Below are 22,583 nucleotides of genomic sequence, written 5' to 3' on the forward strand. Positions count from 1 at the left end.
CGAGACCGGTGCCCGCGCACGACGTCGCCAGTTCATGGCTCAGGGTTGAAGGAACTGCGCTCTCTCGTATCTGGTCGGAAGCCTCCCCGCGCCTGACCCCTTTGGCGCCGCTGCCGTGCAGGCTGACCGATGACGGGACCGAACACCAGATCCCCTTGTGGTTGGCCCACGCCGATCGGCCATACCAAGGCGAGCCCGCCGAGCTGGTCGTCGTCACCGCCCTGGCTGTCGGCGCCGAAACTCTTCGAACTGCCAGAGGCGTACAGTGCCTCGACCTTTCCGTCGGAGCTGCCAGGGATTGGGAGGACATCGGCGTTCTTGACAAGCCCCTCCAGACTCCGCCGTGGTTGCTCGAAGCCATGGCGGGCAGGATCTGGAGACCATCCCCCTTTGCCGCGCGGGTGGAATTCTCCTGGCCGACTCCCGTCGCCACCTGCATGGTGAAGGGTGATGCGCGGACGCTTCGACTCGAAGGCACCATGGGGTGGGGCGAGGTCTTGGCAGAGGTGCGCTGCGTCGAGAACGACTCCAGCGTCGAAGTGCTCGTTCATGTCGGTATCGATCCTGATCTCCCCCGCCTGCCCCGCGGCGGCGCACGCGGACGCCCCGCCGTGAAAAGGCGCTGGCGAGCCGAGGTCCGGCTCGGCGCCGAACTGGCGTCCCGGTCGGTGATCGACCTGGCGGACGATGAGAACGCCAGGAGCCGCGCCGTCCGTTCCTGGCGCCAATGGCGTCAGGATCACCGCCCCTCCGCCGACCCGTGATCGCCGCCATAGAAGCTCATTCGGCTAGCGGGCGAAAATCGGGTCGCAGCGCGGAGCGGGGAATGGCGGAGGCGTCACATTGCCTCTGTGGGGATCGTTGAGTCGAGTGGTCGGGCGGGTGGCGGGTCGTGTTCGGTCGAGGGTGGTCATGTCGTGTGGGTGAACCAGACGACCTTTCCGGTGGGCGTGAGGCTCCAGCCGTGGGTGCTGGCGAGGGTGTGCAGGAGGTGGAGGCCGCGGCCGGATTCGGTGTGCGGGCCGGGGACGCGCGGTAGGGGCGGGCAGGAATTGCTGTCGGTGACCTGGCACAGCAGGGCCGACTCGTCCAGGTGGAGGGTGAGCTGGATCGGGCCGGGGGCGTGCAGGACGGCGTTGGTGACGAGTTCGTCGATGAGCAGGACGGTGTCGTCGGCGATGGCGTCCAGGCCCCATTCGCTCAGGGTGGCCGCGGCGAGTTCGCGGGAGTGCGCGGGAGCGGATTTCCCCGGGGGCAGGTGCCAAGACGCTGCCGTGCGTGGTCTGGCTGTGCTCATCGCGTCGTTCCGGACGCTTCGATCAGGGCGACCCAGGGCGCGGCGGCCGAGTCTCGCGGGGGGCTCTCAACCTCGGTTTCGGGGGCCGCGGGCGTCGGTGGTCGCCGGTCGGACGAGACCGCGGCGTGTTCGTTCTCGTCCCCGGGTGCACCCGGGGCATGGGGCTGTGGTCGGGACATGTGGCATCGTCTCCGGTAGATCCCTGGTCGGCTGCCGCCAGGGTCCGGGGCGGCCGGTCCCCTCGTCCCGTGGAGTTCGGGGCGTAGGAGCCCTACATGGAACGCTAATCGTTTTTTCCTGAATTGGCCATGTGTGCAGGCAGTTGCGTTGCCCTGTGTGAGGGTAGAAAATTCACCGGGGATGGCGGCCTGGTTTAGGCGCTCCTAAACCGGTGTTGCGGTTGGATATCCCTCTCAAGAAGGGCCGCGTTGTGCGACTTGGCGCGCGGTCTGTTAATGCTTGATTGCGGTAGGGTTCAAGGCACCGCAGAGGTCGGCAGGATTTGTCGGTCGCATGATCTGTGGGCTCGTAGCCGGTGAGGTGGCGATGGACCGGGCGCGCGTCATCCGGGTGCGAGCGGCGATCGCCGCCCTGGCTGAGGGCAGGGCTCCGTCGGTGGCCGATGTGTGTCTGGCATGTGTACGGATGACCGGGGCCGACGGGGCGTCGGTGTCGTTGATGGGCACGGTGGCGGCATACGAGCCGATCTACGGAACCGGCGCGCGGGCCGAAGCGTTGACGGACCTGCAGGTCATGGTCGGAGAGGGCCCTGGGGTGGAGGCGATCGGCCAGGACAGGTCCGTGCTCGTGCCCGCCCTGGACGCCACGGGGATCCAGCGACGCTGGCCGCTGTTCGCTCCCCAGGCCACCGAACTGGGCGTCGCGGCGGTGTTCGCGTTCCCGCTGATGCTGGGGGCCATCGCCGTGGGGGTCCTCGAGGTCCACTGGCGAGAGTGGTTGCCGGCGGGCGAGCCGGTGGCAGACGGGTTGCTGTTCGCCCAGGCGGCCCTGGTACCGGCCACCCTGCTGCGTCTGAGGCTTCCGAACGACGGCACACCGGTGCGGGACGCGGACGAGCTGGTGGAGCGATGGCCGGAGGTGCACCAGGCCACCGGCATCATCTCGGTGCAGATCAACAGCGGCCTTCCCGAGGCGCTCGCCCGCCTGCGGGCCTACGCCTACAGCCACGAGATCACCCTTCGCGAGGCGGCCCACCGGGTGGTGGACCGCACGCTGAGGTTCACCCCCGACGGCGAGGAGCACCGCGGTCTGGGAACGGGGGACCGATGAGATCTTCTCCCGGCGACAAACTCCCCAACGTGCCCTATGCCTGGAGGTGTGACGGGTGTTGGAACAAAGGATGAGCCGCTTGTTCGTGAATCTGGCGGACACCTTGGTGGCCGGATTCGACGTGATCGAGTTCCTGCAGATGCTGACCGAGCGCTGTGTCGAACTCCTGGAGGTGGACGGAGCCGGGATCTTCCTCGTCGACGCCGACGGAGTCCCCTCGCTGGTGGCGGCGTCCACCGAGCAGATCCGACTGCTGGAGCTGTTCCAGTTGCAGGACGAAGAAGGCCCCTGCCTCGACTGCTACCAGGCTGGGGTCATGGTGTCGTGCCCGGATCTGACGGCTGAGCCCCTGCCCTGGCCCAGGTTCGGAGCCGCCGCCCGCACCGCGGGCTTCTCGGCCGTCACGACCGTCCCGATGCGGCTGCGTGAGCACAGCCTGGGCGCGATGGACCTGTTCCGCGTCCGGCCCGGCGAACTCGACATCGACATAGCGCAGGCCGCCCAGGCCCTCGCGGACGTGGCCACGATCGGGATCGTCCACGAGCGGGCCTTCGTCCGCCAGGAGATCGTCATCGAACAGCTCCACGGCGCGCTGAACAGCCGTGTGGTGATCGAGCAGGCCAAGGGTGTGCTGTCCGAACGCGGAGGGATCGGCCAGGACGAGGCGTTCGCCGCGCTGCGCTCCTACGCCCGTGCCCAGCGCCGCAACCTGTCGGAGGTCGCACGCGCCGTCTCCCTCCAGGACCCGGAGGTGGCCGACCTGCTCGACAACGTCCACCCACGCCCATGACCCCGACCACATTCCCGTTCACGAACTCCCCTTTGATCACCATCCGCATCCACTAGGCTTCGATCCGTACAGCCTTGGATTTTCGGGTCACGAAGGTCCGCATCGCCCTATGCGGCCCTGGCCCTCATCCTGCTGCCCCAGACCCTGGCGGCGTCCGAATCGCCAGCGCGCATCCCAGATGTGGAAGGGGCCCAGGCGTCCCTGGATCTCTCCCGCATCGAGGCGGGAGAGCAGCCGTGGACCTCGACCAGAGCGACCTGCAGTTCATCACCGACCGTGTGGGCGACCACCACGTCGTCTGGGTGACCGGCGACATCGACATCAGCACGGCCTCCGCCCTGGGCGCCTACCTGTCCGCCGCGCTCACCCAGGACGGAAAAGACCTGGTCGTCGACCTGAGCGGGGTGACCTTCATGGACGCCAGCGGCCTCGCGGCCCTCCTGCGCGCCGACCACCACGCCACCCGCACGGGAGGACGCCTGAAACTGGCCGCCCCCGCCCCCGTCATCACCCGCCTCCTCACAATCACCGGCCTGACCAACCACTTCGCAATCTGAACCCCAATTCGGGTCGTCCCGCCCAGACCGCATTCAGCCAACGCACCGGCATTTCTGCTTTTCGCCGATAAGCTCGAATTTGGGCAGGCGCTTTGGTTGGGGGACTCATGCGCTTTCGGATTCTCGGGCCGCTCGAAGTGGTGGACAACGGAGCGCGAGTCGCAGTCGGCGGACCACAACAGCAGGCATTGCTGGCAATCCTCCTGCTGCACGCCAACCGGGTGGTCTCCACCGATCGGCTGATCGAGCATCTCTGGGCGGATCATGCTCCTTCCGCGGCGCGCGAGCTGTTGCAGGGATGCGTCGCGCGCCTGCGCCGGGCCCTGCCCGGCGAGCGCCGGACGCTGGTCACACGCGCCCCCGGCTATCTGCTGGAGGTACCGCCGGGCGAGCTCGACCAGGATCGGTTCGAGCACCTGACCGCCGCCGCCCACGCACTCCACGGCGACGCACTACAGGAACGGTCCGCCCTGCTGACGCAGGCTCTGGCACTCTGGCGCGGCCCCGCACTCGACGGGATCTTGCTGGACGCCTGCCGGGTGGAAGCCCTGCGCCTGGAGGAGCGAAGGCTCGCCGTACTTGAGGAACGCGTCGAGGCCGATCTGCGGCTCGGACGGCACACCGGCATCGTCGGCGAGCTGCGAACCCACGTCCGCCTCCACCCTCTGCGCGAACGTTTCTGGGCGCTGCTGATGACCGCGCTGGCACGAGCCGGACGCCAGGGCGACGCGCTGGCCGCTTACCGGCAACTCCGCGAAACCCTCGTGGAACAACTGGGCGTCGAACCCTCGCCCTCGCTGCAAGAGCTGCACCAGCAGATCCTGGCCGGGACCGAGACGTCCAGCGTCGAGTGGCCGCGCCGCGACGCCGCCCGAGGCACTCCCTTGACCGAGCAGCGGGTGCGCTTCACCGCCGTGAAGGGCCGCCGCGCGGCATGGTCCGCCATCGGATCGGGCCCCCTCCTGATAACCGGCGGCTGGTTCTGCAGCCACCTGGAGCTGGACTGGCGCAACCCGGCCTTCCGCCGCTATGTCACCGCGTTCGCCGAGCACTTCACCGTGGTGCGCTACGACTCTCCCGGCACCGGCCTCTCGGACCGGGATGCCCTGCCCAGCACCGAGCTGGACGACGACATCGCCGTCCTGGCGGCCATCGTGGACGACGTCGCCCGCCCCGGCGATCGGGTGGCCCTGCTCGGCGGCTCGTCCGGAGGCTGTGTCGCCGCGGGTTATGCGGCGAAGTGCCCGGACCGAGTCGAGCGGCTCGTGCTGTACGGCAGCTACGCCAACGGGGCGCAGATCACCGAACCCAAGGCACGCGAGTCCCTGCTCTCGATCGTCGGCGCCCACGCGGGCGTCGGCTCCAGGCTGCTCGCCGACATCTTCGTCCCCGACGGAAGAACCGAAGAACGCGACGAATACGCCACGTTCATGCGGACGTCCACGACACCGGCCATCGCGGAGACCTCCCTGCGCATGGTGTACGGCTACGACGTCCGCGACCGCCTCGGCGCCATCGACGCCCCGACGCTCGTCCTGCATCGCCGCGAAGACCGGGCCATCCCGTTCGAACTCGGCCAGGACATGGCACGCCGCATCCCCGGCGCCTCATTCATGGCCCTGGACGGCAAGGACCACCTGCCATGGCGAGGCGACCCGGACTCCATCGTCCAGGCCGCCCTCGACTCCCTTCGGAATACGTGACCGCCGGGCAGTCCGGCGCCCGCCCCCGTGTGCGCAAACAACTCAGCGCGTAGCGGCGCCGGACTTCCCAGCCGTGAAACGTGTTCGTCCTCGCCACAAGAATGAGCCGGCGTCCTTGGCAACCAATGGCAAAGGAATTGGAGGGACCGCCCAGCGCTTTCCAAGCACGGACCGGCAAGCTGCGCAGAACTGGCAGAAACCCGTCCCGCCGTAAAGGAGAGACACAATGAACCACCCACACAAACTGCTAGCGACCGCCGCCCTGTCGATCGCGCTGCTAGCGCCCATGACCGGCTCCGCGAGCGCCGCGGCGAACACCGCCACCCTCACCATCCACAACATCCCCGACTCGCTCAAATGCGTGGTCACGGTGACCGGACACGCCGACATCGGGGAAAACGTCCCCGAGAACCTCGTCGTCCGTCTACGCGGCCACGACCCCGTGCACGAAGACGCGCTGGTCGAGCGAGCCGGGTTCAGCACCGACCCCATCGGGGACTACTTCGTCCAGTTCATCGTCCCCTGCGCCGCCCTGAACGAAGACCCCATCGGCGAGGACGAGGTGTTCGCCAGAGTGCAGGTCACGGACCCGACCGTCGGCACCTTCACCATCACCTCGAACGAGATCCGCAGATCCTTCTAGTCGTGGCACCAAAGTCGCGGAGTGATCGGGCACGTACGTCTGCATATCGCGTGGCGGACGCTCGTACCCCTTCGGGGCCGGCCGCGCTGGAAGCTCCAGCGCCGGCCGCTCCACCTCCCGATAGGGAATGCTGGACAGCAGGTGCGCGATCATGTTGATCCTCGCCCGCCTCTTGTCGTCACCATCCACCACGTGCCACGGCGTGTCCTCAAGATCGGTGTGCAGGAACATCTCGTCCTTGGCGCGCGAGTAGTCCTCCCACCGAGTGACGGACTCCAGGTCCATCGGTGACAGCTTCCAGCGCCGCATCGGGTCGTCCAGCCGCTTACGGAAGCGCCGGTCCTGCTCCGCATCGCTGACCGAGAACCAGTACTTGCGCAAGAGCAGGCCGTCCTCCACCAGCAGCCGTTCGAAGATGGGGCACTGGTGCAAAAAGCGGGTGTACTCGTGCTTGGTACAGAACCCCATCACCCGCTCGACGCCCGCCCGGTTGTACCAGGACCGATCGAACAACACGATCTCCCCGGCGGCGGGCAGATGCTCGACATACCGCTGGAAGTACCACTGGGTGCGCTCGCGCTCGGTCGGCGCCGGCAGCGCCGCGATCCGCGCCACGCGAGGGTTGAGGTGCTCGGTCACCCGCTTGATCGCGCTGCCCTTCCCCGCCGCGTCCCGGCCCTCGAACACCACGGCGATCCGGACCCCTTCGGCCCGGACCCACTCCTGCAACGTGACCAGCTCCGCCTGCAGGCGGGCGAGCTCACGCTCATAGATTTCACGCGGTAGCCGCTTGACCTTCCCCATGAGCCGCATTCTCCCCCACCCAGAGCCGCTCACCCCACCTAAGGTCGACGCGTGCACAAACGTTCGGCGACCGCCAAGGAGCCGAAGCTCCCACCCGCCCTAACCCCAGCCACCCCCACCGACACCGACCTGGTGCATGACGGCAAATACCTGTCCCTGGAGTACGGCCAGGCAACGGTCACCGGCAACAACGTCGAGGACATCGACTTCGAACGCTGCCGCTTCAATCAGACCCGCTTCCCCGGCATCACCATCCATCGAGCCGGGTTCGCCGACGTCGTCCTGCAAGGCTGCGACCTCGCCAACGGCCGCCTGTTCAATTCCAGAATCTTCAACGCCACCCTCACCAACTGCCGCATGACCGGCCTCCACATGCCCGAAGGCGGCTTCCGGGACGTCGTGTTCGACGGCTGCCGCATCGACCTGGCCAGCTTCCGCTTCTCCCGCCTGCGGGACGTCGTCTTCCAGGCCTGCAACCTCTCCGAGGCCAACTTCCAGCAGGCCGAACTCCACAACGTCCGCTTCGAGCGCTGCAAGCTCGTCGCCACCCAGTTCAGCAACGTCTCGATGACCGCCGTCCACTTCACCGGCTGCGACCTCAACGGCGTCCAAGGCATCACCAGCTTCAACGGCGCCACAGTCTCCAGCGCCGACGCCATGAGCCTCCTCAACGCCCTGACCACAGCCCTAGGAATAACCATCGAGACCTAGCCCCGAAAATATGTCGTGGGCGGGGAGTGGGAGCTGGTCGTGCTGTCACCACAACCGCGCCGCGACGGTTCGGGTCTCGGGCCCCAGCCACACGACCTTTCGCCTGGTCCGGCCGCGCAGCAGATACCGGGACGCATTGTGCATCGCATGCCCCGACATGTGCTCCACGTGTGTTTCAACCTTATCCTCGCTGACCAGCGACACGGCCACCCCGCGCAACCCGCCGCATCCAGCCCGGTATTTCTCGATGACGCCATCCATTCTCTGCTCAGGATGGTCGAACCGCTGGGGGCGGGAGAGGTTGCCCTCCCTGTCGAGGGTGAGTGCTACAACGAACGGTGGCCTCTGACCCTGGAGAATAAGGCCCTCTACGGTGTTGCTCGCGTTCTTCGCGAGAACGTCCAATTCGTCCTCGACGTGCGTCGGCGTTGTCGACTCGTCTTCGCCTTGCAGGCCGTCGAGATCCACGTCGAAGCCCGACCCGTCGTCGTGGGCGATGACCGACCACAGTGACCTGAAGGAATCCCATATCGATGCCACCGCCCCCCAGTCAGTCTCTCCCGGCGGGAGTGTCAACAGGGCGTAGGCATCCGGTGTTACCCCCGGTTTGATCTTGTGAGCTCCATATTCCTGGATAGTGCTCCAGGAATAGAGCTGGGACGAGCCGAAGACCTGAAGGTGAAGGGAACCAAAACGTTCCCGACCGGCCTGGACGACCTGGGCCGAAGCATAGCGGTCGCCCATGAAATCTTTGTCTCGCGCCCACAGCGGGGCCCCTTGGTCGGCGGCATGGCCGAGAACTCGTTCGAGGATCTCTGTAGCGCTCAGCCGATCAGAGACGCAGAAGATTCTGATCTCGTAAGGCATGACAGACGTCTCCCGGTTCACTCGGCCGTCCGAACGACCACGCCGCACCAGCCGATGACATAGGCCTCATCCTCTCGGCTCGCCCATACCGAGAGGATGCCCACTCCGACAGCGCACCGCAGCTCACGAATCTGACAGGGGCTACCGTCCACGCGCCCACGCTGCCCGACAGGCTATTCCTCAGCCTTACGCCGCCAGCTACTGCCCAGGCGGGATGCTCAAGATCCTTTCCAACGGCTCACGGCTATTCCAGGTCGAACTCGTCCCACCACCGAGCCCAGCAGCGTCAGGGGCTGATCGAGGAGAATCCGGCGTCGCCTGCGCCGCGCTCCTCACCCCGCGCCGCCGCCTACTTCGCCGCCTGCGGCATCACGCGCATCCACCGGGTGATGGATCAACAACGCCCGCGACTATCGCGTCCGCCGCGCCTTCCAGCAAGCCTTCGCCACCCTGGGCGCCCGCCAAAATTTCACTTGCCCACACTGCCCCTGGCAAAACGGCAAAGCCGAACGCCTCAACCGCACCCTGGCCATCGAACGGGCCTACCGCCAACCCTGCACCAGCATCCACCAACGCACCCAAGCCCTCGGCCACCCTCAGCCCTGGACGGCCAACCCTCCATCACCTGACTGACACCAAGATCATGGCCGAGCACACCTAGCGATGCGGGATCGTGGACACCCAGGGGACACCGCCGGGCATCCCGCGCAGACGATCGCGCTGGCCATTTCCAACCGGCCCTGGCCGAGGGCGAGTACTAGCGCATCCGTGACCGCCTCAACGCCACACAGGACGCCGCGGGTCGTACCTGACCCGCCGAGCCCGCACGGTGAGCTGCACGAGGTGGGCCGTCCGGGGCCCGGGCACCCAGTTCGGACAGCTTGACGCCAGGCCCCGCGCTGCCGGTTCGTGGCAGAGTGGCGGGATGCCTGGCGCGCGGTACGGGATGGATGCCCCATACGGGTTCGGCTTCGTGGGTCTGGTCGTGCTGGGGTTCTGGGTGACCGGGCTGGTGATGGTGGTCACCGTCGATCTGGCCGCCGCGTTGCCCGCGCTGGTCTCCGGCACCCTGCTGGCGGGATGCCTGACCCTGAGCCTGCACGCCACGCTGCGCGGTAAGTTCCTGGTCTGGCAGGACGTGCTGGACGAGTTGGACCTGCGTGGCGACGAACGGCTGCTCGACCTCGGTTGCGGACGCGGCGCCGTCCTGTTGGCCGCCGCCCGGCACCTCCCGCAGGGCCGGGCGGTCGGCGTGGACCTGTGGCGCGGACGGGACCAGTCCGGCAACTCCCCGGCGGCGACTCTGCGCAACGCCCGCGCCGAAGGCGTCGCCGACCGCGTCCACGTGCAAGGGGGTGATCTGCGCAGACTCCCGTACGCGGAGGCAAGCTTCGACCTGGTCGTGTCCAGCCTGACGGTGCACACCATCTTCGGCGCGGACGCCCGTGCCCAGGCGATCGCCGAGGCGTACCGGGTGCTGCGGCCGGGCGGCCGCCTGCTGATCGCCGACCTGGCGCGAACCCCACGCGAGTACGCTGCGGTGCTGGCCCGGCTGAACGCCCAGGACGTCCACGTGCGCGGCCTCGGCTGGCGTGCGTGGTGGGGCAGTCCGTGGGTCCCGACCCGCCTGCTCACCGCCCGCAAACCAGCCACCCCCTGAACACACCTACCGGCACGATCCAGGCCCCATGGCTCCCTGGCTCCCTGGCGTGCGACGAGCATCCTCGGTTTTCCCCCTTGCGAGAGGCCGTCCTTGCGCGTCAGGAGACCCCGATGCTGGGCTGCTGTGGGCTTAGTGCCTGTTCCGCAACCCCGCGCGGTGATCGTTGATCTTGAGTGCTGGCTGTTGGGGGGATGGTGTTCAGATGGGACGGTGCCGTGGGCTTGTGGTCATGGCGGCGGCGTGGTCCGAGTTGTGTGCATGTGTCGGCGGGCAGGACCGGTGGGATGCGGTGTATCACGGCGGCGAAGTAGACCTCGCACTTCCTAAACGACGTACCCGACGCCCGGTGTGGTCCGTTGGAAAACGGGGGTCGATCTATCGGGCGTTCGTACGACGCAGGCCCCGCCAGGTTGCCCTGAGCTGGTCTTGCAAGAGGACCAGCACCGTCAGTGCGACGATGCAGGTGAGGTCGACCACGGTGCTGAAGGGTGTCAGTTCGGCGCGCAGGGCTGGGTCCGGAAGGATCAGCAGAAGGAAGGTGGATTTACCCGTCACGGCCGCGATCGCGGCGGCCTTCCGGGCCGGAGTGAAGAAGGCCGCCCAGATCAGAGCCGCTCCGAGCAGCAGCTGCAGCATCCCCCGGTGGCGCAGCAGCGCCAGCGTCATCGGCTCGGGATCGTTGACGCCGTAGGTCGTTTCCAACACCGACGCACTGGCCAGGGCCAGCGCGGGCAGGCTGGTCAGCAGGCCCATCATGACGAGGGCCGCGCGGAGAAGGGTCTCGCGGGAAGTCACAGAGGTCATGGCGCACACTCCCAATTTCATCAGTAGAACTGACGGTCAGCATAACTGATGATCAGCCAAATGGAGTACGTTGAAGCTCATGTCCGAACCATCGGCAGTCGCCCGGCTGGTCGATTCATCGACCAGCCACCTGTTGCCACGCCTCGGCGACACGGTCCGCACTCTGATCGGGGACGTGCTCGACACCTGGGGTCTCACTGGCCGGGAACTGCGCGCACTGAGCTCGGCCCACGGCCGCACACTCTCCCAGCGCGAGCTCGGGTCACTGACCGGTTTGGACCGAACAACGATGGTCGCCGTAGTGGACAAGCTCGAACGACTCGGCTACGCGCGACGCGAGCGCGACCCCACTGACCGCCGCAAGTACCTGATTACCCTGACAGGTGACGGCACCCGGGTTGCCGACGAGGCGATCGCGCGACTGGCAAAAGCCCAGGCCGAGTTCCTGTCACCACTGAACGCCGCCGAACAGCATCAGCTCAACACGTTGCTCCTCCGCCTCTACGAGGCGCATGACCCCACCTGCGAACGCCCCTGACGACACACGAACCGCTCGGCCCACTCGGCCTCACTCCGCGTCTGGCCATCCACACCCAACCCGGCGCCCGTCGCGACCCCGACGAACTTGAAGATCGTGGAGCCACCAAGAGGACCTTGGTCGCGAGATGACGCCGTGCCGGACCCCCTCCGCCAAAACCAGCTCAGGGTGCCCGACGGAGGCGGGGTCCGCCGCCGGTGCCAGCTCCGCTAGTTCGACCGGGACGGTCTTGACCGGGGTGCGCCAGGCGTTTTCTACGGCGCGGAACGCCTGCCGGAGAAGCCGCTTGGCGATCCAGGGACGATCCAGCTCGTTGGTCTGCAGTGTCAGGGCAGAACGCCGAGAGCGCATCGCCTGCGATCCGCTCGGTACCCCGGGCCGGGTCGGTCTCCAGGCGGCGCAGCCGACCGATGGCCGCCTTGACACCGGGCAGTGCCAAGCCGGTGCAGGCCAGGACCCAGGCCGGGCCGCCGCGACACGCGTTGGTCACCAGCTGCGCCCACACCGCGTCCCGCGCCGCCTGCGAAGCCGCCGGATGCAGCTCGGCAGCCGCAGCCACCGCGCGGGAAGCCCGTGCCCCAACGCTTTGCCGTCCACCCCCGAACCCGGCGCGCCGCCAACTTCCTACTCGCAGCGGGCTACGACATGAAGGTCGTCCAGGAGACTTTGCGGCTGTCCTCGATCACCATCGCCGCCGACATCTACACCAGTCTGCTCCCACAGGTCGCACGCCAATCCGCTGAAGACGCAGCTGCCATCCTCCTTGGGACCTGACCACGCATGTCCCCGGCGGCCTCCATCAGGGCGGCCGGGGACGACAGAGCCCGGTCCAAGGGAAATCGTGATCGGCGCCCACACAGCCGTCCGTCCCAGCAAACCATCTCGAACTGGTCGGCAAGGGCGGCGGGTTCGGCGGTGGGTGGGGTCGCTGGTGTCCTGGTTCGGGCCGTCGAGCGAACATTGAGCGAACGCGGGGGCGAACTAGGACGCAACCGGCACGGGACGGAACGGGGCGGACTCGTGTTTTGGCTGGTCAGGTGGGTGGGTCGCGTGGGACTCGAACCCACAACCTACGGATTAAACCTTGGGGGTCTCGGTCTCTTGGAGGCCAATCCGATCTAGGCCCGAAGGAGGGTGTATGCCCAGGTAGATGGCGGGTTATGAGAACCAGGGGCCTTAGGTCCTTTGGAGCACATTGGAGCCCCATTAGACCCCCTCGGTGGGGATTCGATGGGGATCGAGGGGAGCTGCCTCCCCCTCCACGTCGGCCATCTACCTGCGGCGATGCGTCCGCCTGGGCATCTCCAGGAGAGCACCAACCCGATGTCTCAACCACAGCATTCTCTCTCTCGACCGGCACGTGCCGCCATCGTCCTTGGCGTCCCGGTCTCACTGGTCGCTGTGGCGGCCCTTAGCTACGAGCCTCAACGTGCCCTTGGTGAGGCAGTGGGATGGAGGGGCGGCGTCGCATGGCTCTTGCCAGTCGCAGTCATCGTCTGTGAGCTGGTATCCACGACCGTCTACTTCTCCGCGCCGCCGGGACCCGCACGGCGATCTGCCGCAACGGGCGTCCTGATGTCCATCGGGCTGAGCTACGGCCTCTCGTCCACCTGGCACGTCCTTCACCCTGGGAGTGCACCCCTGCTGGTGACCTTGGTAGTAACAGCAGTGCCCAACTTGGTGGCGGCACTCATGCTGCACGTCGCCATGTCGATCTCATCTCTAACTGCCCTACCAGCGGAAGAGGATCAACCTCCTAAGCCGGAAGCGCGAGATCTGCCTTCCGCGCCGGACGTCCTTCCGGCTCCAGTGGAAGCCAGGGAACCTGAGCCTGCTGCCCTTCCGGAAGCCCGGAAGCCGGCCAGGCCCCGGAAGACTTCCTCCGCCAAGGCGGAAGCGCTAGCGCTCCTGCGGAAGCTTCCGGAAGATGCCCTCCCCTCGGCATCGGAACTCGCGGCTGAGTTCCGCCGGACCGACCGCTGGGCCCGAGATGTCCTGGCTGAGTTCCGCCAGCTACAGGCGGCATGACGACACGCAGCCCCCGGCTCTGGCCGGGGGCTGCTCTTCGTCCGAGAACTTCTTTCTTCCCTCGGGGCCAAGCGTGGCGCCCTGATCAGACCTTGCATGGCTTCGCGGAGCCTGGCTAGCTTTCGTCGGTTAGAAACCATCTCGGGTCTGACACGCCCGAAACATTGCTCCAAGCCTGGACTGTCGCATTTTCCGAATGTCAGGATCGCGTCATGGATGACGATCAGCGTGACGGACGTGAGGACGGCGAGCCGACAGCGAATATCGCTGCGGGCGAGGTCGAGGATCTGACCCAGATCATGCAGTCGCGCGCGGGGGGAGTGAACATCTTCAGTGGGCGAGCGGCGCGTGTGGTTCAGATCAACGGGGACGTACACGGTGACCTGACCCTGTAACCAACTCGGCGACGGAAGCCCCGATTGGTCAATCAGGGCTTCCTTAGATTCTGGGCTAGTGGCGGCTAGCCCATGACGGTGATACCCCGATGAGCGGCCCACTCCTGACTAGCCGTTGCCATGGCCTTGAGCCACGTCTCGGCCGGGCGACGTTCGGCGAATCGTCGGTACATGCGTAGATTCGCGGCGGCGAATGCGTCAACTGCGTTCGGGTCAGCGCCTGCCCATGGAGTGCATCTCGCGGCCCATGATTCGGCGGATTCGGGGCTGTGCCCTGCTGCGATCAGTTGTACGACCAGGCACGCGGGGTCGATGAACGCCGCGCCTCGGGTGGGCCACCCCCAGTCGACCGCTCGGACGCCCTCGTCGCTGACGAGTAGATTGTGGGGCTGGATGTCTGTGTATAGCAGTGAGTTGCCCCGAAAGTGCTTGGTGTCCGCCTCGCCTGTGGCGAATCGGTCCCAGCGGGTCTCCAGCCAGTCCTGTGCGATCTCGGGCAGTGGGATGGCTGCGATCTGGTTGAGAGCATCGATGACCGCGGGGAGGTCTTGGGAAGCCGGCCCCAAATCTGCCGCTCGCGCATCGATGGCCTCGAACCCCAGGGCAACCCATGTGTCGTCCTGGGCCTGCCACTGCACAGCAGGGGAGAGCGGGACGACGTAGGGGTTGATCAGACCTTCCCGGATCAGGGACTCGCGTCGTCCGCCGGCACGGTTGGGCACGGCTTTGACGAAGAAGAGCCCGTGTTCACCCTCGGCGAGGACGGCGATGTCTGCGCCGAGCCCGTGAGCAGCGTTTCGAATGTTCGTCTGGTCGCCGGTGTGCGGGTGGATCAGTGCTCTGAACTCAGATCCGGGAAGGTCGTGTGTCATGAGATCTTTCGTCCCTCAGTTCCTGGGGCCGCATCCACTACCGGGGCTTCCCGGTGAGCACTCTTCGTCGGGATCGCAGCCGTCCGACCGCACGGTCACGGCGCGGATGGATGCGTTGGCCTCCGCCATGGCGGTGCCGTTGAGGATATCGGCCAAGGGAGTCTCATGGACGTTTCCGACTTCCATCCAGGGCAGGGAGAAGACGCACGGGGAGACGTTGCCGTCCGGACCGATGGCTGCCTTGCCGTTGCCGCACCGGCTACAGAGTTCGGCGACGTCGGGAGTCCGACCGTTGGCTCCCCGTCCGAAGGCGCGAACGCGGTCGAGTTGGTGGTTGAACACTCCAAGGGCTTCCAGATCCCCCCTGGCCTCGTCGACGCGCTGGTCTTGGCTTGCGGCCACTATGCCCGCGCGGACGGGGATGCCGAGCTGGACGGCCTTTTCGATGTTGGCGCGCGTATGGCGGTGGCTAGGGCGACCGGTGAGGGCGTTGTGTTCGCTGGCGTCGTCGGAGTAGTAGGACGTCGCGAGGGACACGCCCTCACATTGGAACAGCTCCCACCACTCGGCGGTCACGTGGACCAGGTTGCTGTAGACCTCGGCCCTCAGGCCAAGACTGATGGCGTGGCGCACCAGCTCGGGGGCGTTGGGGTGCATTGTCGGCTCGCCGCCGATAAACCGGATGATACGGAAGCCGCAGTCTGCGGCTTGACTCAGAGCGTTGAGCCAATCGTCGCGGGTCATGGTGCCGTGCGTGCCTTCGGGGCCCGATTCGTTGAAGCAGTGCGAGCAGTTGAGCTGGCACTTTCGAGTCAGGTCCAGCCAGAGAGTCTTCTCGACTGGAGCCATCATCTCCTGGGTGACAGTCACGTGATCCTCCTAGGGATTGGGGTGTGACTGGTCGCCCCGCTACCGCGGGGACGTCTGAGCGCCTCGAAGAAGATCGGAAGCGCCCGGAGCTCTTTTACTCTGCTCTGGGGCCTGGTCAGGGGCCTTGATCAGCACAACCGCCGGCCCACGTTTCGCCTGGCCCGACCTTCCCGGTGTCTTGGGCATCGTCCGGCTCGTCGTCAGTGTCGTCGTACAGGTCGCCGTCGTCCATCTTGTCGTAGACGTGGTCAGGGCAGCGGAACCACCATTCCCCGTCGTTCCTGATCGCCTCTAGGTCGTCCAGGAGGCGCCGCAGGTCGGCGATGACCTTCATGACCGCATCGAGTGAAGGATCTGGATGGTTAATGATCTCTTGACATGCAGCTACGGCGTTTGGCCAGTCGTCGGCGAATCGTTCCCCGCGAAGCAGTGGATTCATCTGCTCTGATGAGAAGATCGGGGGCTTCTCTGTCATGGACGCACCGCCAGACCGCTGGAATTCAGGCCCTCAGGCCGCCGCATCTCTTGGTGAGGTTGCCAGAGGAAGTCGGGGTGGATATGGAATATTGCAGTGATCATTCGGTGGTTAGACAGTGGCGGGTCGTCGGGTTCCTCGACCGTGGCGGAGTCGTACATGTGCGGCGGGAGCGTGGACAGGATGCGGTCGCAGCGGTAAGCGAATTCGCCGCTCTGCTCCTGGTCGACCACGGTCGGGGTGTCGACGCCGAGATAGTTGGCGACATCGACGAATCCAGCGGCATGGAGAACCCGCGCCGGGCGATCGTCGGATTTATGGTGGGCCGGTGTAGAGGTGCCGTGGCCGACTGGGGTGGCGTTGAAGTCTCCGGCCGCGATAACGGGCTGGTCCTTCAGGAGTTCAATGCTCTCGGCCTCGATCAAACGCAGGGTTGATGAGGACGGGGCGCAGTGGATATTGACGAAGCGCAGAGAGCCTTTGCCGATGGCCAACTCCAAGTGTCCTTGGGCGTGCCAGTAGGGCACCTGGGCATGGCGTTCTTGCACGACCCGCAGACCGGGCCGTTCCCGAACGAACATGGCCAAGTGGCTGCCATGGGAACGCGAGGGGATGAGGAACCGAACAGTCATGCCCAGCCGGTGAGAAACCTCATTAAGCACTCGGTTGGAGTGCTCGCCCCATTTGGCTTCTTGCAACGCGACTAGGTCGGCGTCGAATTCGCTGAGTGCGTCTACCTGTTTCCACAGTCGCGTGTAGTCCTGGCGAAGGTCCCCGTCACGACCACCATGGTCCAAGTTCCACGAGACGACCGCCAGACTTTGACAGTCATTCCGATGGAACGCATCGGCGTCCATGGCAATCACGACATCTCCAGCAGCGAGGGAAGTTCCTTGACGTGGCGAATGCAGGGGACGCCTGTGGGGAGGGTCTCTGTGGGTTTAAGTCCATGGGGACGGACCAGGGCTGCCCGCATACCGTGCGATAGGGGCGCGATAACGTCGTGGGACATGTTGTCGCCCACGAAAAGTATTTCGGATGGCTCACACTGGGCGGCCGTAATGACCAGTTGATAAAAAATGGACTCAGGCTTGGCCGCGCCCAACGCGTGTGAGAGCAACGCCGCTGTGAAAAGCTCCTCCACACCCGCCTCTTGAAGCGCCGGCCAACGAGATTCCCCGGGCAGCGTGTTGCTGGCCAGGACCAGGCGCATGTCGAGTCTGGCCAGTTCATGCAACGCACGCGCCGCATCCGGGTCGACTGGTTTTTGGCCGAGGATGTGATCCACTCTGCGGCCGGAGATAGTTCCGCCAAAATCGAAAGCCATTGCCCGCGTACGCATAGCCCTACTCACTTTCTGGATGGTCATAGGGGGCCTCCGGGCTCAGTAGGCCCGGAGGCGGCTGAGAGGTTGAGGTGAGAGCTGCTACGGCCTTGGAGTCGCCTTGGCGCAGCCACCTGTGCGTTAGGGATCCTGGTGGTTTGGCAGATCGGGAGGAGTGGCCCTGGTGTGGGGCGCTCCCAGGTCGTGCGCGACCTGGTCCGCTGCTGTTTCCACTCGTCTGAGCGTTCCGATCGCCGAGCCTGCGAGTTTTCCGTACGCCCAGGTGTACATGGAGATCTTCGGGTCCCAGATAATTGGCCAAGGACCATGAGATCTATAGGTGACGAAGAGAACTCGCTGGCCTGGCGAGTCGATGACAGATAGCCAGTCCTCCGGCAGGGGAATCACGTAGGCGCATAGCTGGGGCGCTCTGCGCCGAATCGCGAAATGCAGGGCGTCCAGGGCATCCCAGGAAGTTGCTCTGGATGGCAGGGCGGGCTGGGTCATTTCTGACGCTCCCTGAACACGCGGTCGATTACTTCGTAGACGCCTCCCACATCTGATACGGGCCCGATCACCGACCCGTCCGCTGGGACGTTCGCCAGCGTGCCGCCGGGCTCCCACGTGTACGCGAGTTCGTCGCCGTCTGGCCGTATGCCGATGTTCGTCCACGGCCGCACTACTCCCCGAGGCCGGACGATCAGGACCCGCTTACCGTTGCAGTCGCCCAGATGCCCGTGAAGCGTCTCCGTCTTCCTCAGAATCCGCTGAAGTGCCCAGAGGTGCTGAAGCCGGTCGTACAGGGCCAGCTCCCGCACCACACGGTGCGGATAGTCCGGCTGGAAGCTCATGCGCCGCCTCCTTCGCCTGCGGTCTGGGGCACCGGTACGTGCTGTTTGATGTGCTTCAGCGCTCCGGCAAGGTCATGGGCGGCTGCGAACGCCTTCCCGTGATCCTCGTAAAACCACAGGTCCTCGCCCTCCGAGGCGCGGGGCCGGCAGAACACTCTGTATGGCTCCGCCGGCTCACACGAATGCTCATTGACCGCGAGGTACTTGTTGGTCCCGTCGCCCCTCCTAAGCACAGGCGCGTACCCATGGAGCTTCAGCACCCCTTCCAGCACCTCTAGCCGGATATTGGGATCATCAGCCCGACCGATGTCGGAGATGGGGGACCCTCCGAGCCATTCATCTACTCCCATATTCACTCCTCATGACTGGATTTCTCGTCCCGTTTCTTCCGGCTCCAAGAGGGGCTCCGGGGCCGGGCGAGGCCCCGCGGGGGGCCAGCCTCGCCCGGCAGTCTGGAGGGCTCTGAGACCGGTGTAGCGGGCGATTCCGCTAAGCCAGAGGTAGGTGGGATGCCGCGCCATGTGGGATCAGTCCTCGGCCTGCGCCTTGCGCGTGGCTATCAGCCGCCGTATCTGGAAGAGGTGAGGCGGGGCCCCGCCCTGGCTCTTTCGCAGCTCTGCTATGAGGGCCAGTTCTTCTTGCACGTACTTGCGAGGCTCCTCCGGCGCCGCCTGGAAACAAGAAATAACGCCGTGTTTCGCCCAATTCCGCAATTGGGTCGACGAGATGCCCGCCAAGATCACAGCGTCGCGAACCGCTATCCAGGTTCCGTCTTCGATCTTGTGCGTGAGGGCCAGTTCACCGATCTCTTTGCGGAAGTAGTCGTCTTGGGTCACGCGTTGCTACCTTTCCCATCGTGTGGGGTGACGAGTTTTAAAGCGGCCTGGACTGTGTCCGGTGCTGGTGTCCGTTCTGGTCCGGCAGGACCCCGGAACAAGGCCCGCGCGGGGGAGTTGTGCCTGGCGGTCCGAGGGGGGCTCGGAGAGGGTTGTCGGCTACGGCCGGAATCCGTGCCCTCCTGCTCTGGGCGGCTGGGACCGCTGGGGCCTTGCGAGGGCTGGTGAGGACATTCGCGCGGCCTCTTCGCGGGCCCGTTCAACCAGCTGCCGCACCTCGCGCAGGTTTGGCGGGCTTCCATCGCCAGCGATCAAGGTCAGTTCCCCGCGCAGATACCAGCGCACCGACCTGGGTCTCTCTTGGAGGCAGGAGATGATTCCCGCCTCCTCCCAGCGATTCAGTGCGGACCCCGAAAGACCCGTCAACTTCACGGCGAAGCGGGCCGTGATCCATGCGTCGTCTTCGAAGCCGAAGACTTCGGACAGTTGACCGATCTGCTTGCGCCAGGGGCGGCCCGTAGCCTGGCTGATGTTGCCGCCATCTCCGTCACGGAGTTGCGCTCCTGGGCGACGACGCCCTCCGCCCTCACGATCGGTGAGTTCCATCAGGGCCCGTGCTACGTACCGGTTGACGCCGCAGCTGTCCAAGGCAGCCAGAGAGGAGTGGCCATCCTGGGCCGCCAGCGTCGCGGTCAGGTTCAACAAGCGTCTCTGGAAGAGGTCGTGAGCCACGCTGAGCTGAGGTAGGAGGTCGCTCACGAGAGCAACCTGCTCCTCCTTGAGCCCCAGAGCCTTGATCACGTCAAGGTCGCCTTGCTGGGCTTGACGTTGCGCTTCGGCCGCCTTGTTCACCAGCGGCGCATCAGCCTGTGCCTCCACGGGTATGCGATCCTCGCTCTCGTGTTGAATTCAGACGCTGCTGTTCAGCGGTGATCGCGGCCAAATGGCTGACCTTCCGCTGATGATCTGGTTAAACGGGCCGCCCGGCCGACAGCGGGAATCGTGGCGTCGCCGGAACTATCGGCCGGGCGGGGTCTTTCGGGGCGATCACGGCGTAGACCGTCTTCCCTTGCGAATCCCGCTGGACGCCGAAGTGGCAGGCGAGGGCCCTAACGATCACTAGCCCCCGACCCTCAACGTCATCGAGGCGCGGCGTACTGTCCTGCGGCATCTCCGATGAGGGGTCCCACACCTCAACGGTGATCGAGCCAGGGACGTCCTCGGCGAGTACCAGTCGAAACTCGCTGACTCTGGCCTCGACGGAGTTGGTCACCAGTTCGGAGATCACTAGACCGATGTCCTCGATCAGGGCCGAGGACACGCCCCAGTCTTCGAGTCGGCGTTCAGCGTGCCGACGAGCGATGCCCACGGCCGAGGGGGCAGCCGGGTAGGCGCTGCGAAGCACGAGTCTTCTGGCTTCCATCGTCATCGGTGTCATCGCCTGTCCTCGGGCGCGCTGTGGGTGTCTGTGTGGTGCCGTACGCGGCATTCATAGAAAAGCCCGCTACCTCTGTGGCGGGCAACACAAACGAAGTAGCCTCGGGTAGCCCCGTCCGTCAGAATCGGAGCACTCCAAATGCCTCCTGGTGATCTCGTTGCTCACCCGTTGACCTATATCCGCGCCCAACGTGGATGGACTCAGCTCCAGGTGGCCGAGATGATCGCCGGTGGCCGGAACATGGCTGCGTGGAAGCAGAAGGTCAACCGGTGGGAGCGGCGAGGAGTGCGGCCCGAGATCGACGCACAGTACGCTCTCGCCCAAAACCTGGGTATACCTCGGTCTATAGTCGATCAACATCCCTGGCCGGGCTGGCTGTGCATGGCAACGGGAAGCGACCCGTACCTTGATCTGCCGTGGACTGCTGAGTCGGCCCGGACCACCTTGGTGGGAGCATTGAGCGCTTACACGGACCGACGAGGTTTCCTCACCCTGACAGGGGCTGCCGCGCTAGCCCACGTGGCGCCAGCATGGGCCGAGCCTTGGAGGCTTGCTCCGCAAGAGAAAATCGCCGATGCCGTGCAGGGCGGCCGGGTCGACGCCGAGGTACTGAAAGCCATCAAGCGCCGCTTGGTCGAGCTGTGGACGCTCGACGACGTGATCGGGGGCTACCGCTGTGCGGAGCTTGCCAACGCCGATCTGCGCCTGGTGACGGACATGCTCAAGCGGGGCTCTCATTCTGAATCCGTTGAGACCCAGCTCTACACCCTGGCTGCTGGGCTTTGTCGGTCCGCGGGTTGGGGCATGTTCGATGCAGACCGCCACGCGGCGGCCGAGCGGTACTGGCGAGCAGGGCTCCGGGCGGCGCACCAGGGCAAGACGCCAGATGAAGCGGCTTACCTTCTCTCGAACATGGCCTTGCAGTTCAACTTCGCACGCGACGGCAAGTCCGCCATCGACGCTCTCGATGGCGCTAGGAAGATCATCGGCCACGACGGCTCCCGAGCCGTTCACGCGATGCTTGATGCCTGGCAAGTGCGCTCCCACGCCGTGCTTCAGGAACCCGAGGCCGCGACGCGAACTCTGGGCCGCGCGGACGAGTACTGGGACCGCCGTGATCCACACCGGGATCCGGACTGGATCTACTGGATGAGGCGGCCGAGCGAGACCATCGAGGCGAATATGGCGATGGTCGAGGTCAAGAGGACGGGATCGACCGAGACTCACCTTCTGCGCTGGATAGACGTCGACGGGGCCAGGTATAGCCGAGATCGCGCCTTTGCTCTGACCGTGATTGCCTGCGCTCAGCTCACTGAAGGCGACCTGGACAAGGCCCTGGCCACCGGACGAGCAGCCGTTCACGCTCTCCGAGGGGTCGAGTCCGGGCGGATAGCTGATGAGCTGGGGAAGTTCACCCGTCGCCTCCCAAGAAACGAACCGAGGACGAAGAGATTCCTCGATGAAATCAATGACGCGGAGGCCGAAGGATGACAGCTACACCGTCGTACGACGAGACCGTTCAGAACGCTGATCGCGAGGTCGCGAGCTTTCAGCTCGCTGGCTGGGTTGGTGCTGTTGTGATACGTGACGGTGTGTACTGGACTGCCGTTCGGCGAACTGGCGGCGATGAGACGGTGGCCTCAGCGGAGGATGTACGTACGGCAGTCCGCCACTACACGTCCGCGCTCCATCAGGCGGCAACCCAGAGCCTCCGAAGCCCGGTATAGGGGCCGGCCTAGTCGACGACAGGCGACGGGGGAGCAGTGACCTGCTTCCCCGTTCCTTCTTCTACAGCCGCTGCTAGTCGCTTCCATAGCGTCCGGCGTG

The 22,583-nt window shown here is 65.8% G+C and carries 24 protein-coding genes and 1 pseudogene; 11 read left to right on the plus strand and 14 right to left on the minus strand.

The annotated features are described in order from the left end of the window. The first annotated feature begins 8 nt into the window (after nt 1-8). Nucleotides 9-764, plus strand: coding sequence for a hypothetical protein (locus tag ACQPY4_RS03735; protein WP_433332412.1), 756 nt, complete (start codon nt 9-11; stop codon nt 762-764). Between the two features lie 146 nt (nt 765-910). On the opposite strand, the gene ACQPY4_RS03740 is transcribed toward ACQPY4_RS03735, so the two are convergent. Next, a complete protein-coding gene (locus tag ACQPY4_RS03740; protein ID WP_433332414.1) occupies nt 911-1,297 on the minus strand; it encodes an ATP-binding protein in 387 nt (128 codons plus the stop codon). 513 nt (nt 1,298-1,810) lie between these two features. Here ACQPY4_RS03740 and ACQPY4_RS03745 point away from each other — a divergent pair. From ACQPY4_RS03745 to ACQPY4_RS03760, 4 genes are all read left to right on the plus strand, one after another. Next, nucleotides 1,811-2,587, plus strand: coding sequence for an ANTAR domain-containing protein (locus ACQPY4_RS03745; RefSeq protein WP_433332416.1), 777 nt, complete (start codon nt 1,811-1,813; stop codon nt 2,585-2,587). A gap of 85 nt (nt 2,588-2,672) precedes the next feature. Further along, nucleotides 2,673-3,377: a GAF and ANTAR domain-containing protein gene (locus ACQPY4_RS03750; RefSeq protein ID WP_433338790.1), complete on the plus strand. Its 705-nt coding sequence runs from the start codon at nt 2,673-2,675 to the stop codon at nt 3,375-3,377. Between the two features lie 236 nt (nt 3,378-3,613). Then, on the plus strand, nt 3,614-3,934 hold the full coding sequence (locus ACQPY4_RS03755; protein WP_433332418.1) for an STAS domain-containing protein: 321 nt from the start codon (nt 3,614-3,616) through the stop codon (nt 3,932-3,934). Nucleotides 3,935-4,122: 188 nt separating this feature from the next. Further along, on the plus strand, nt 4,123-5,637 hold the full coding sequence (locus tag ACQPY4_RS03760) for an alpha/beta fold hydrolase (RefSeq protein WP_433332420.1): 1,515 nt from the start codon (nt 4,123-4,125) through the stop codon (nt 5,635-5,637). Between the two features lie 424 nt (nt 5,638-6,061). Here ACQPY4_RS03760 and ppk2 read toward each other — a convergent pair whose 3' ends face one another. Then, nucleotides 6,062-7,084: a polyphosphate kinase 2 gene (ppk2, locus tag ACQPY4_RS03765; RefSeq protein ID WP_433332422.1), complete on the minus strand. Its 1,023-nt coding sequence runs from the start codon at nt 7,082-7,084 to the stop codon at nt 6,062-6,064. Nucleotides 7,085-7,135: 51 nt separating this feature from the next. Between ppk2 and ACQPY4_RS03770 the strand changes: the two genes are divergently transcribed. Continuing rightward, nucleotides 7,136-7,795: a pentapeptide repeat-containing protein gene (locus ACQPY4_RS03770; RefSeq protein WP_433332424.1), complete on the plus strand. Its 660-nt coding sequence runs from the start codon at nt 7,136-7,138 to the stop codon at nt 7,793-7,795. 45 nt (nt 7,796-7,840) lie between these two features. Here the strand turns inward: ACQPY4_RS03770 and ACQPY4_RS03775 are convergent, their stop codons facing one another. Next, a complete protein-coding gene (locus tag ACQPY4_RS03775; RefSeq protein WP_433332426.1) occupies nt 7,841-8,662 on the minus strand; it encodes a hypothetical protein in 822 nt (273 codons plus the stop codon). 304 nt (nt 8,663-8,966) lie between these two features. Between ACQPY4_RS03775 and ACQPY4_RS03780 the strand changes: the two are divergent. Further along, nucleotides 8,967-9,268, plus strand: a pseudogene (locus ACQPY4_RS03780) (IS481 family transposase); the annotation flags it as partial. A gap of 319 nt (nt 9,269-9,587) precedes the next feature. Further along, nucleotides 9,588-10,322 carry a class I SAM-dependent methyltransferase gene (locus tag ACQPY4_RS03785; protein ID WP_433332428.1) on the plus strand — a complete coding sequence of 245 codons (735 nt, stop codon included), beginning with the start codon at nt 9,588-9,590 and terminating at the stop codon, nt 10,320-10,322. A gap of 378 nt (nt 10,323-10,700) precedes the next feature. Here the strand turns inward: ACQPY4_RS03785 and ACQPY4_RS03790 are convergent, their stop codons facing one another. After that, nucleotides 10,701-11,129, minus strand: coding sequence for a hypothetical protein (locus ACQPY4_RS03790; protein WP_433332430.1), 429 nt, complete (start codon nt 11,127-11,129; stop codon nt 10,701-10,703). A gap of 79 nt (nt 11,130-11,208) precedes the next feature. Between ACQPY4_RS03790 and ACQPY4_RS03795 the strand changes: the two genes are divergently transcribed. Both ACQPY4_RS03795 and ACQPY4_RS03800 read left to right on the plus strand, forming a co-directional pair. Next, nucleotides 11,209-11,667, plus strand: coding sequence for a MarR family winged helix-turn-helix transcriptional regulator (locus ACQPY4_RS03795; RefSeq protein ID WP_433332432.1), 459 nt, complete (start codon nt 11,209-11,211; stop codon nt 11,665-11,667). Nucleotides 11,668-13,907: 2,240 nt separating this feature from the next. Beyond that, the gene (locus ACQPY4_RS03800) at nt 13,908-14,090 is read left to right on the plus strand and encodes a hypothetical protein (protein WP_433332434.1); all 183 of its coding nucleotides are present in this window, start codon (nt 13,908-13,910) and stop codon (nt 14,088-14,090) included. Nucleotides 14,091-14,155: 65 nt separating this feature from the next. Here the strand turns inward: ACQPY4_RS03800 and ACQPY4_RS03805 are convergent, their stop codons facing one another. From ACQPY4_RS03805 to ACQPY4_RS03850, 10 genes are all read right to left on the minus strand, one after another. After that, nucleotides 14,156-14,962, minus strand: coding sequence for a protein kinase (locus ACQPY4_RS03805; RefSeq protein WP_433332436.1), 807 nt, complete (start codon nt 14,960-14,962; stop codon nt 14,156-14,158). 15 nt (nt 14,963-14,977) lie between these two features. Beyond that, the gene (locus ACQPY4_RS03810; protein ID WP_433332438.1) at nt 14,978-15,832 is read right to left on the minus strand and encodes a radical SAM protein; all 855 of its coding nucleotides are present in this window, start codon (nt 15,830-15,832) and stop codon (nt 14,978-14,980) included. Nucleotides 15,833-15,947: 115 nt separating this feature from the next. Beyond that, the gene (locus tag ACQPY4_RS03815) at nt 15,948-16,307 is read right to left on the minus strand and encodes a hypothetical protein (RefSeq protein ID WP_433332440.1); all 360 of its coding nucleotides are present in this window, start codon (nt 16,305-16,307) and stop codon (nt 15,948-15,950) included. Further along, nucleotides 16,304-17,164, minus strand: a complete 861-nt coding sequence (locus tag ACQPY4_RS03820; RefSeq protein ID WP_433332442.1) for an endonuclease/exonuclease/phosphatase family protein — start codon at nt 17,162-17,164, stop codon at nt 16,304-16,306. The genes ACQPY4_RS03815 and ACQPY4_RS03820 overlap by 4 nt, the downstream gene beginning before the upstream one ends. Nucleotides 17,165-17,169: 5 nt before the next feature. Continuing rightward, the gene (locus ACQPY4_RS03825; protein WP_433332444.1) at nt 17,170-17,676 is read right to left on the minus strand and encodes an HAD family hydrolase; all 507 of its coding nucleotides are present in this window, start codon (nt 17,674-17,676) and stop codon (nt 17,170-17,172) included. Nucleotides 17,677-18,134: 458 nt separating this feature from the next. Continuing rightward, nucleotides 18,135-18,482 (minus strand): hypothetical protein, encoded by a 348-nt coding sequence (locus tag ACQPY4_RS03830; RefSeq protein WP_433332446.1) that lies wholly within the window; start codon nt 18,480-18,482, stop codon nt 18,135-18,137. Continuing rightward, nucleotides 18,479-18,832, minus strand: a complete 354-nt coding sequence (locus ACQPY4_RS03835) for a hypothetical protein (protein ID WP_433332447.1) — start codon at nt 18,830-18,832, stop codon at nt 18,479-18,481. Before ACQPY4_RS03835 ends, ACQPY4_RS03830 begins: the two co-directional genes overlap by 4 nt. 177 nt (nt 18,833-19,009) lie before the next feature. Continuing rightward, the gene (locus ACQPY4_RS03840) at nt 19,010-19,318 is read right to left on the minus strand and encodes a hypothetical protein (protein ID WP_433332449.1); all 309 of its coding nucleotides are present in this window, start codon (nt 19,316-19,318) and stop codon (nt 19,010-19,012) included. Nucleotides 19,319-19,477: 159 nt separating this feature from the next. Beyond that, on the minus strand, nt 19,478-20,197 hold the full coding sequence (locus ACQPY4_RS03845; RefSeq protein ID WP_433332451.1) for a hypothetical protein: 720 nt from the start codon (nt 20,195-20,197) through the stop codon (nt 19,478-19,480). 91 nt (nt 20,198-20,288) lie between these two features. Beyond that, a complete protein-coding gene (locus ACQPY4_RS03850; protein WP_433332453.1) occupies nt 20,289-20,756 on the minus strand; it encodes an ATP-binding protein in 468 nt (155 codons plus the stop codon). Between the two features lie 210 nt (nt 20,757-20,966). Here ACQPY4_RS03850 and ACQPY4_RS03855 point away from each other — a divergent pair, with 210 nt between their 5' ends. Next, nucleotides 20,967-22,247 carry a hypothetical protein gene (locus tag ACQPY4_RS03855; RefSeq protein ID WP_433332455.1) on the plus strand — a complete coding sequence of 427 codons (1,281 nt, stop codon included), beginning with the start codon at nt 20,967-20,969 and terminating at the stop codon, nt 22,245-22,247. Nucleotides 22,248-22,583 lie beyond the last annotated feature (336 nt).

Origin of the sequence: Spirillospora sp. CA-294931 (genome assembly GCF_050946795.1) — a bacterium.
GTDB lineage: Bacteria > Actinomycetota > Actinomycetes > Streptosporangiales > Streptosporangiaceae > Spirillospora.

What these genes read in the sequence shown, in the direction of transcription:
- ACQPY4_RS03740 (WP_433332414.1), bottom strand. Translation starts at nt 1,297, where the DNA reads ATGAGCACAGCCAGACCACGCACGGCAGCGTCTTGGCACCTGCCCCCG.
- ACQPY4_RS03745 (WP_433332416.1), top strand. Translation starts at nt 1,811, where the DNA reads ATGATCTGTGGGCTCGTAGCCGGTGAGGTGGCGATGGACCGGGCGCGC.
- ppk2 (WP_433332422.1), bottom strand. Translation starts at nt 7,084, where the DNA reads ATGGGGAAGGTCAAGCGGCTACCGCGTGAAATCTATGAGCGTGAGCTC.
- ACQPY4_RS03775 (WP_433332426.1), bottom strand. Translation starts at nt 8,662, where the DNA reads ATGCCTTACGAGATCAGAATCTTCTGCGTCTCTGATCGGCTGAGCGCT.
- ACQPY4_RS03785 (WP_433332428.1), top strand. Translation starts at nt 9,588, where the DNA reads ATGCCTGGCGCGCGGTACGGGATGGATGCCCCATACGGGTTCGGCTTC.
- ACQPY4_RS03790 (WP_433332430.1), bottom strand. Translation starts at nt 11,129, where the DNA reads ATGACCTCTGTGACTTCCCGCGAGACCCTTCTCCGCGCGGCCCTCGTC.
- ACQPY4_RS03795 (WP_433332432.1), top strand. Translation starts at nt 11,209, where the DNA reads ATGTCCGAACCATCGGCAGTCGCCCGGCTGGTCGATTCATCGACCAGC.
- ACQPY4_RS03800 (WP_433332434.1), top strand. Translation starts at nt 13,908, where the DNA reads ATGGATGACGATCAGCGTGACGGACGTGAGGACGGCGAGCCGACAGCG.
- ACQPY4_RS03805 (WP_433332436.1), bottom strand. Translation starts at nt 14,962, where the DNA reads ATGACACACGACCTTCCCGGATCTGAGTTCAGAGCACTGATCCACCCG.
- ACQPY4_RS03815 (WP_433332440.1), bottom strand. Translation starts at nt 16,307, where the DNA reads ATGACAGAGAAGCCCCCGATCTTCTCATCAGAGCAGATGAATCCACTG.
- ACQPY4_RS03820 (WP_433332442.1), bottom strand. Translation starts at nt 17,164, where the DNA reads ATGGACGCCGATGCGTTCCATCGGAATGACTGTCAAAGTCTGGCGGTC.
- ACQPY4_RS03825 (WP_433332444.1), bottom strand. Translation starts at nt 17,676, where the DNA reads ATGACCATCCAGAAAGTGAGTAGGGCTATGCGTACGCGGGCAATGGCT.
- ACQPY4_RS03830 (WP_433332446.1), bottom strand. Translation starts at nt 18,482, where the DNA reads ATGAGCTTCCAGCCGGACTATCCGCACCGTGTGGTGCGGGAGCTGGCC.
- ACQPY4_RS03835 (WP_433332447.1), bottom strand. Translation starts at nt 18,832, where the DNA reads ATGGGAGTAGATGAATGGCTCGGAGGGTCCCCCATCTCCGACATCGGT.
- ACQPY4_RS03850 (WP_433332453.1), bottom strand. Translation starts at nt 20,756, where the DNA reads ATGACACCGATGACGATGGAAGCCAGAAGACTCGTGCTTCGCAGCGCC.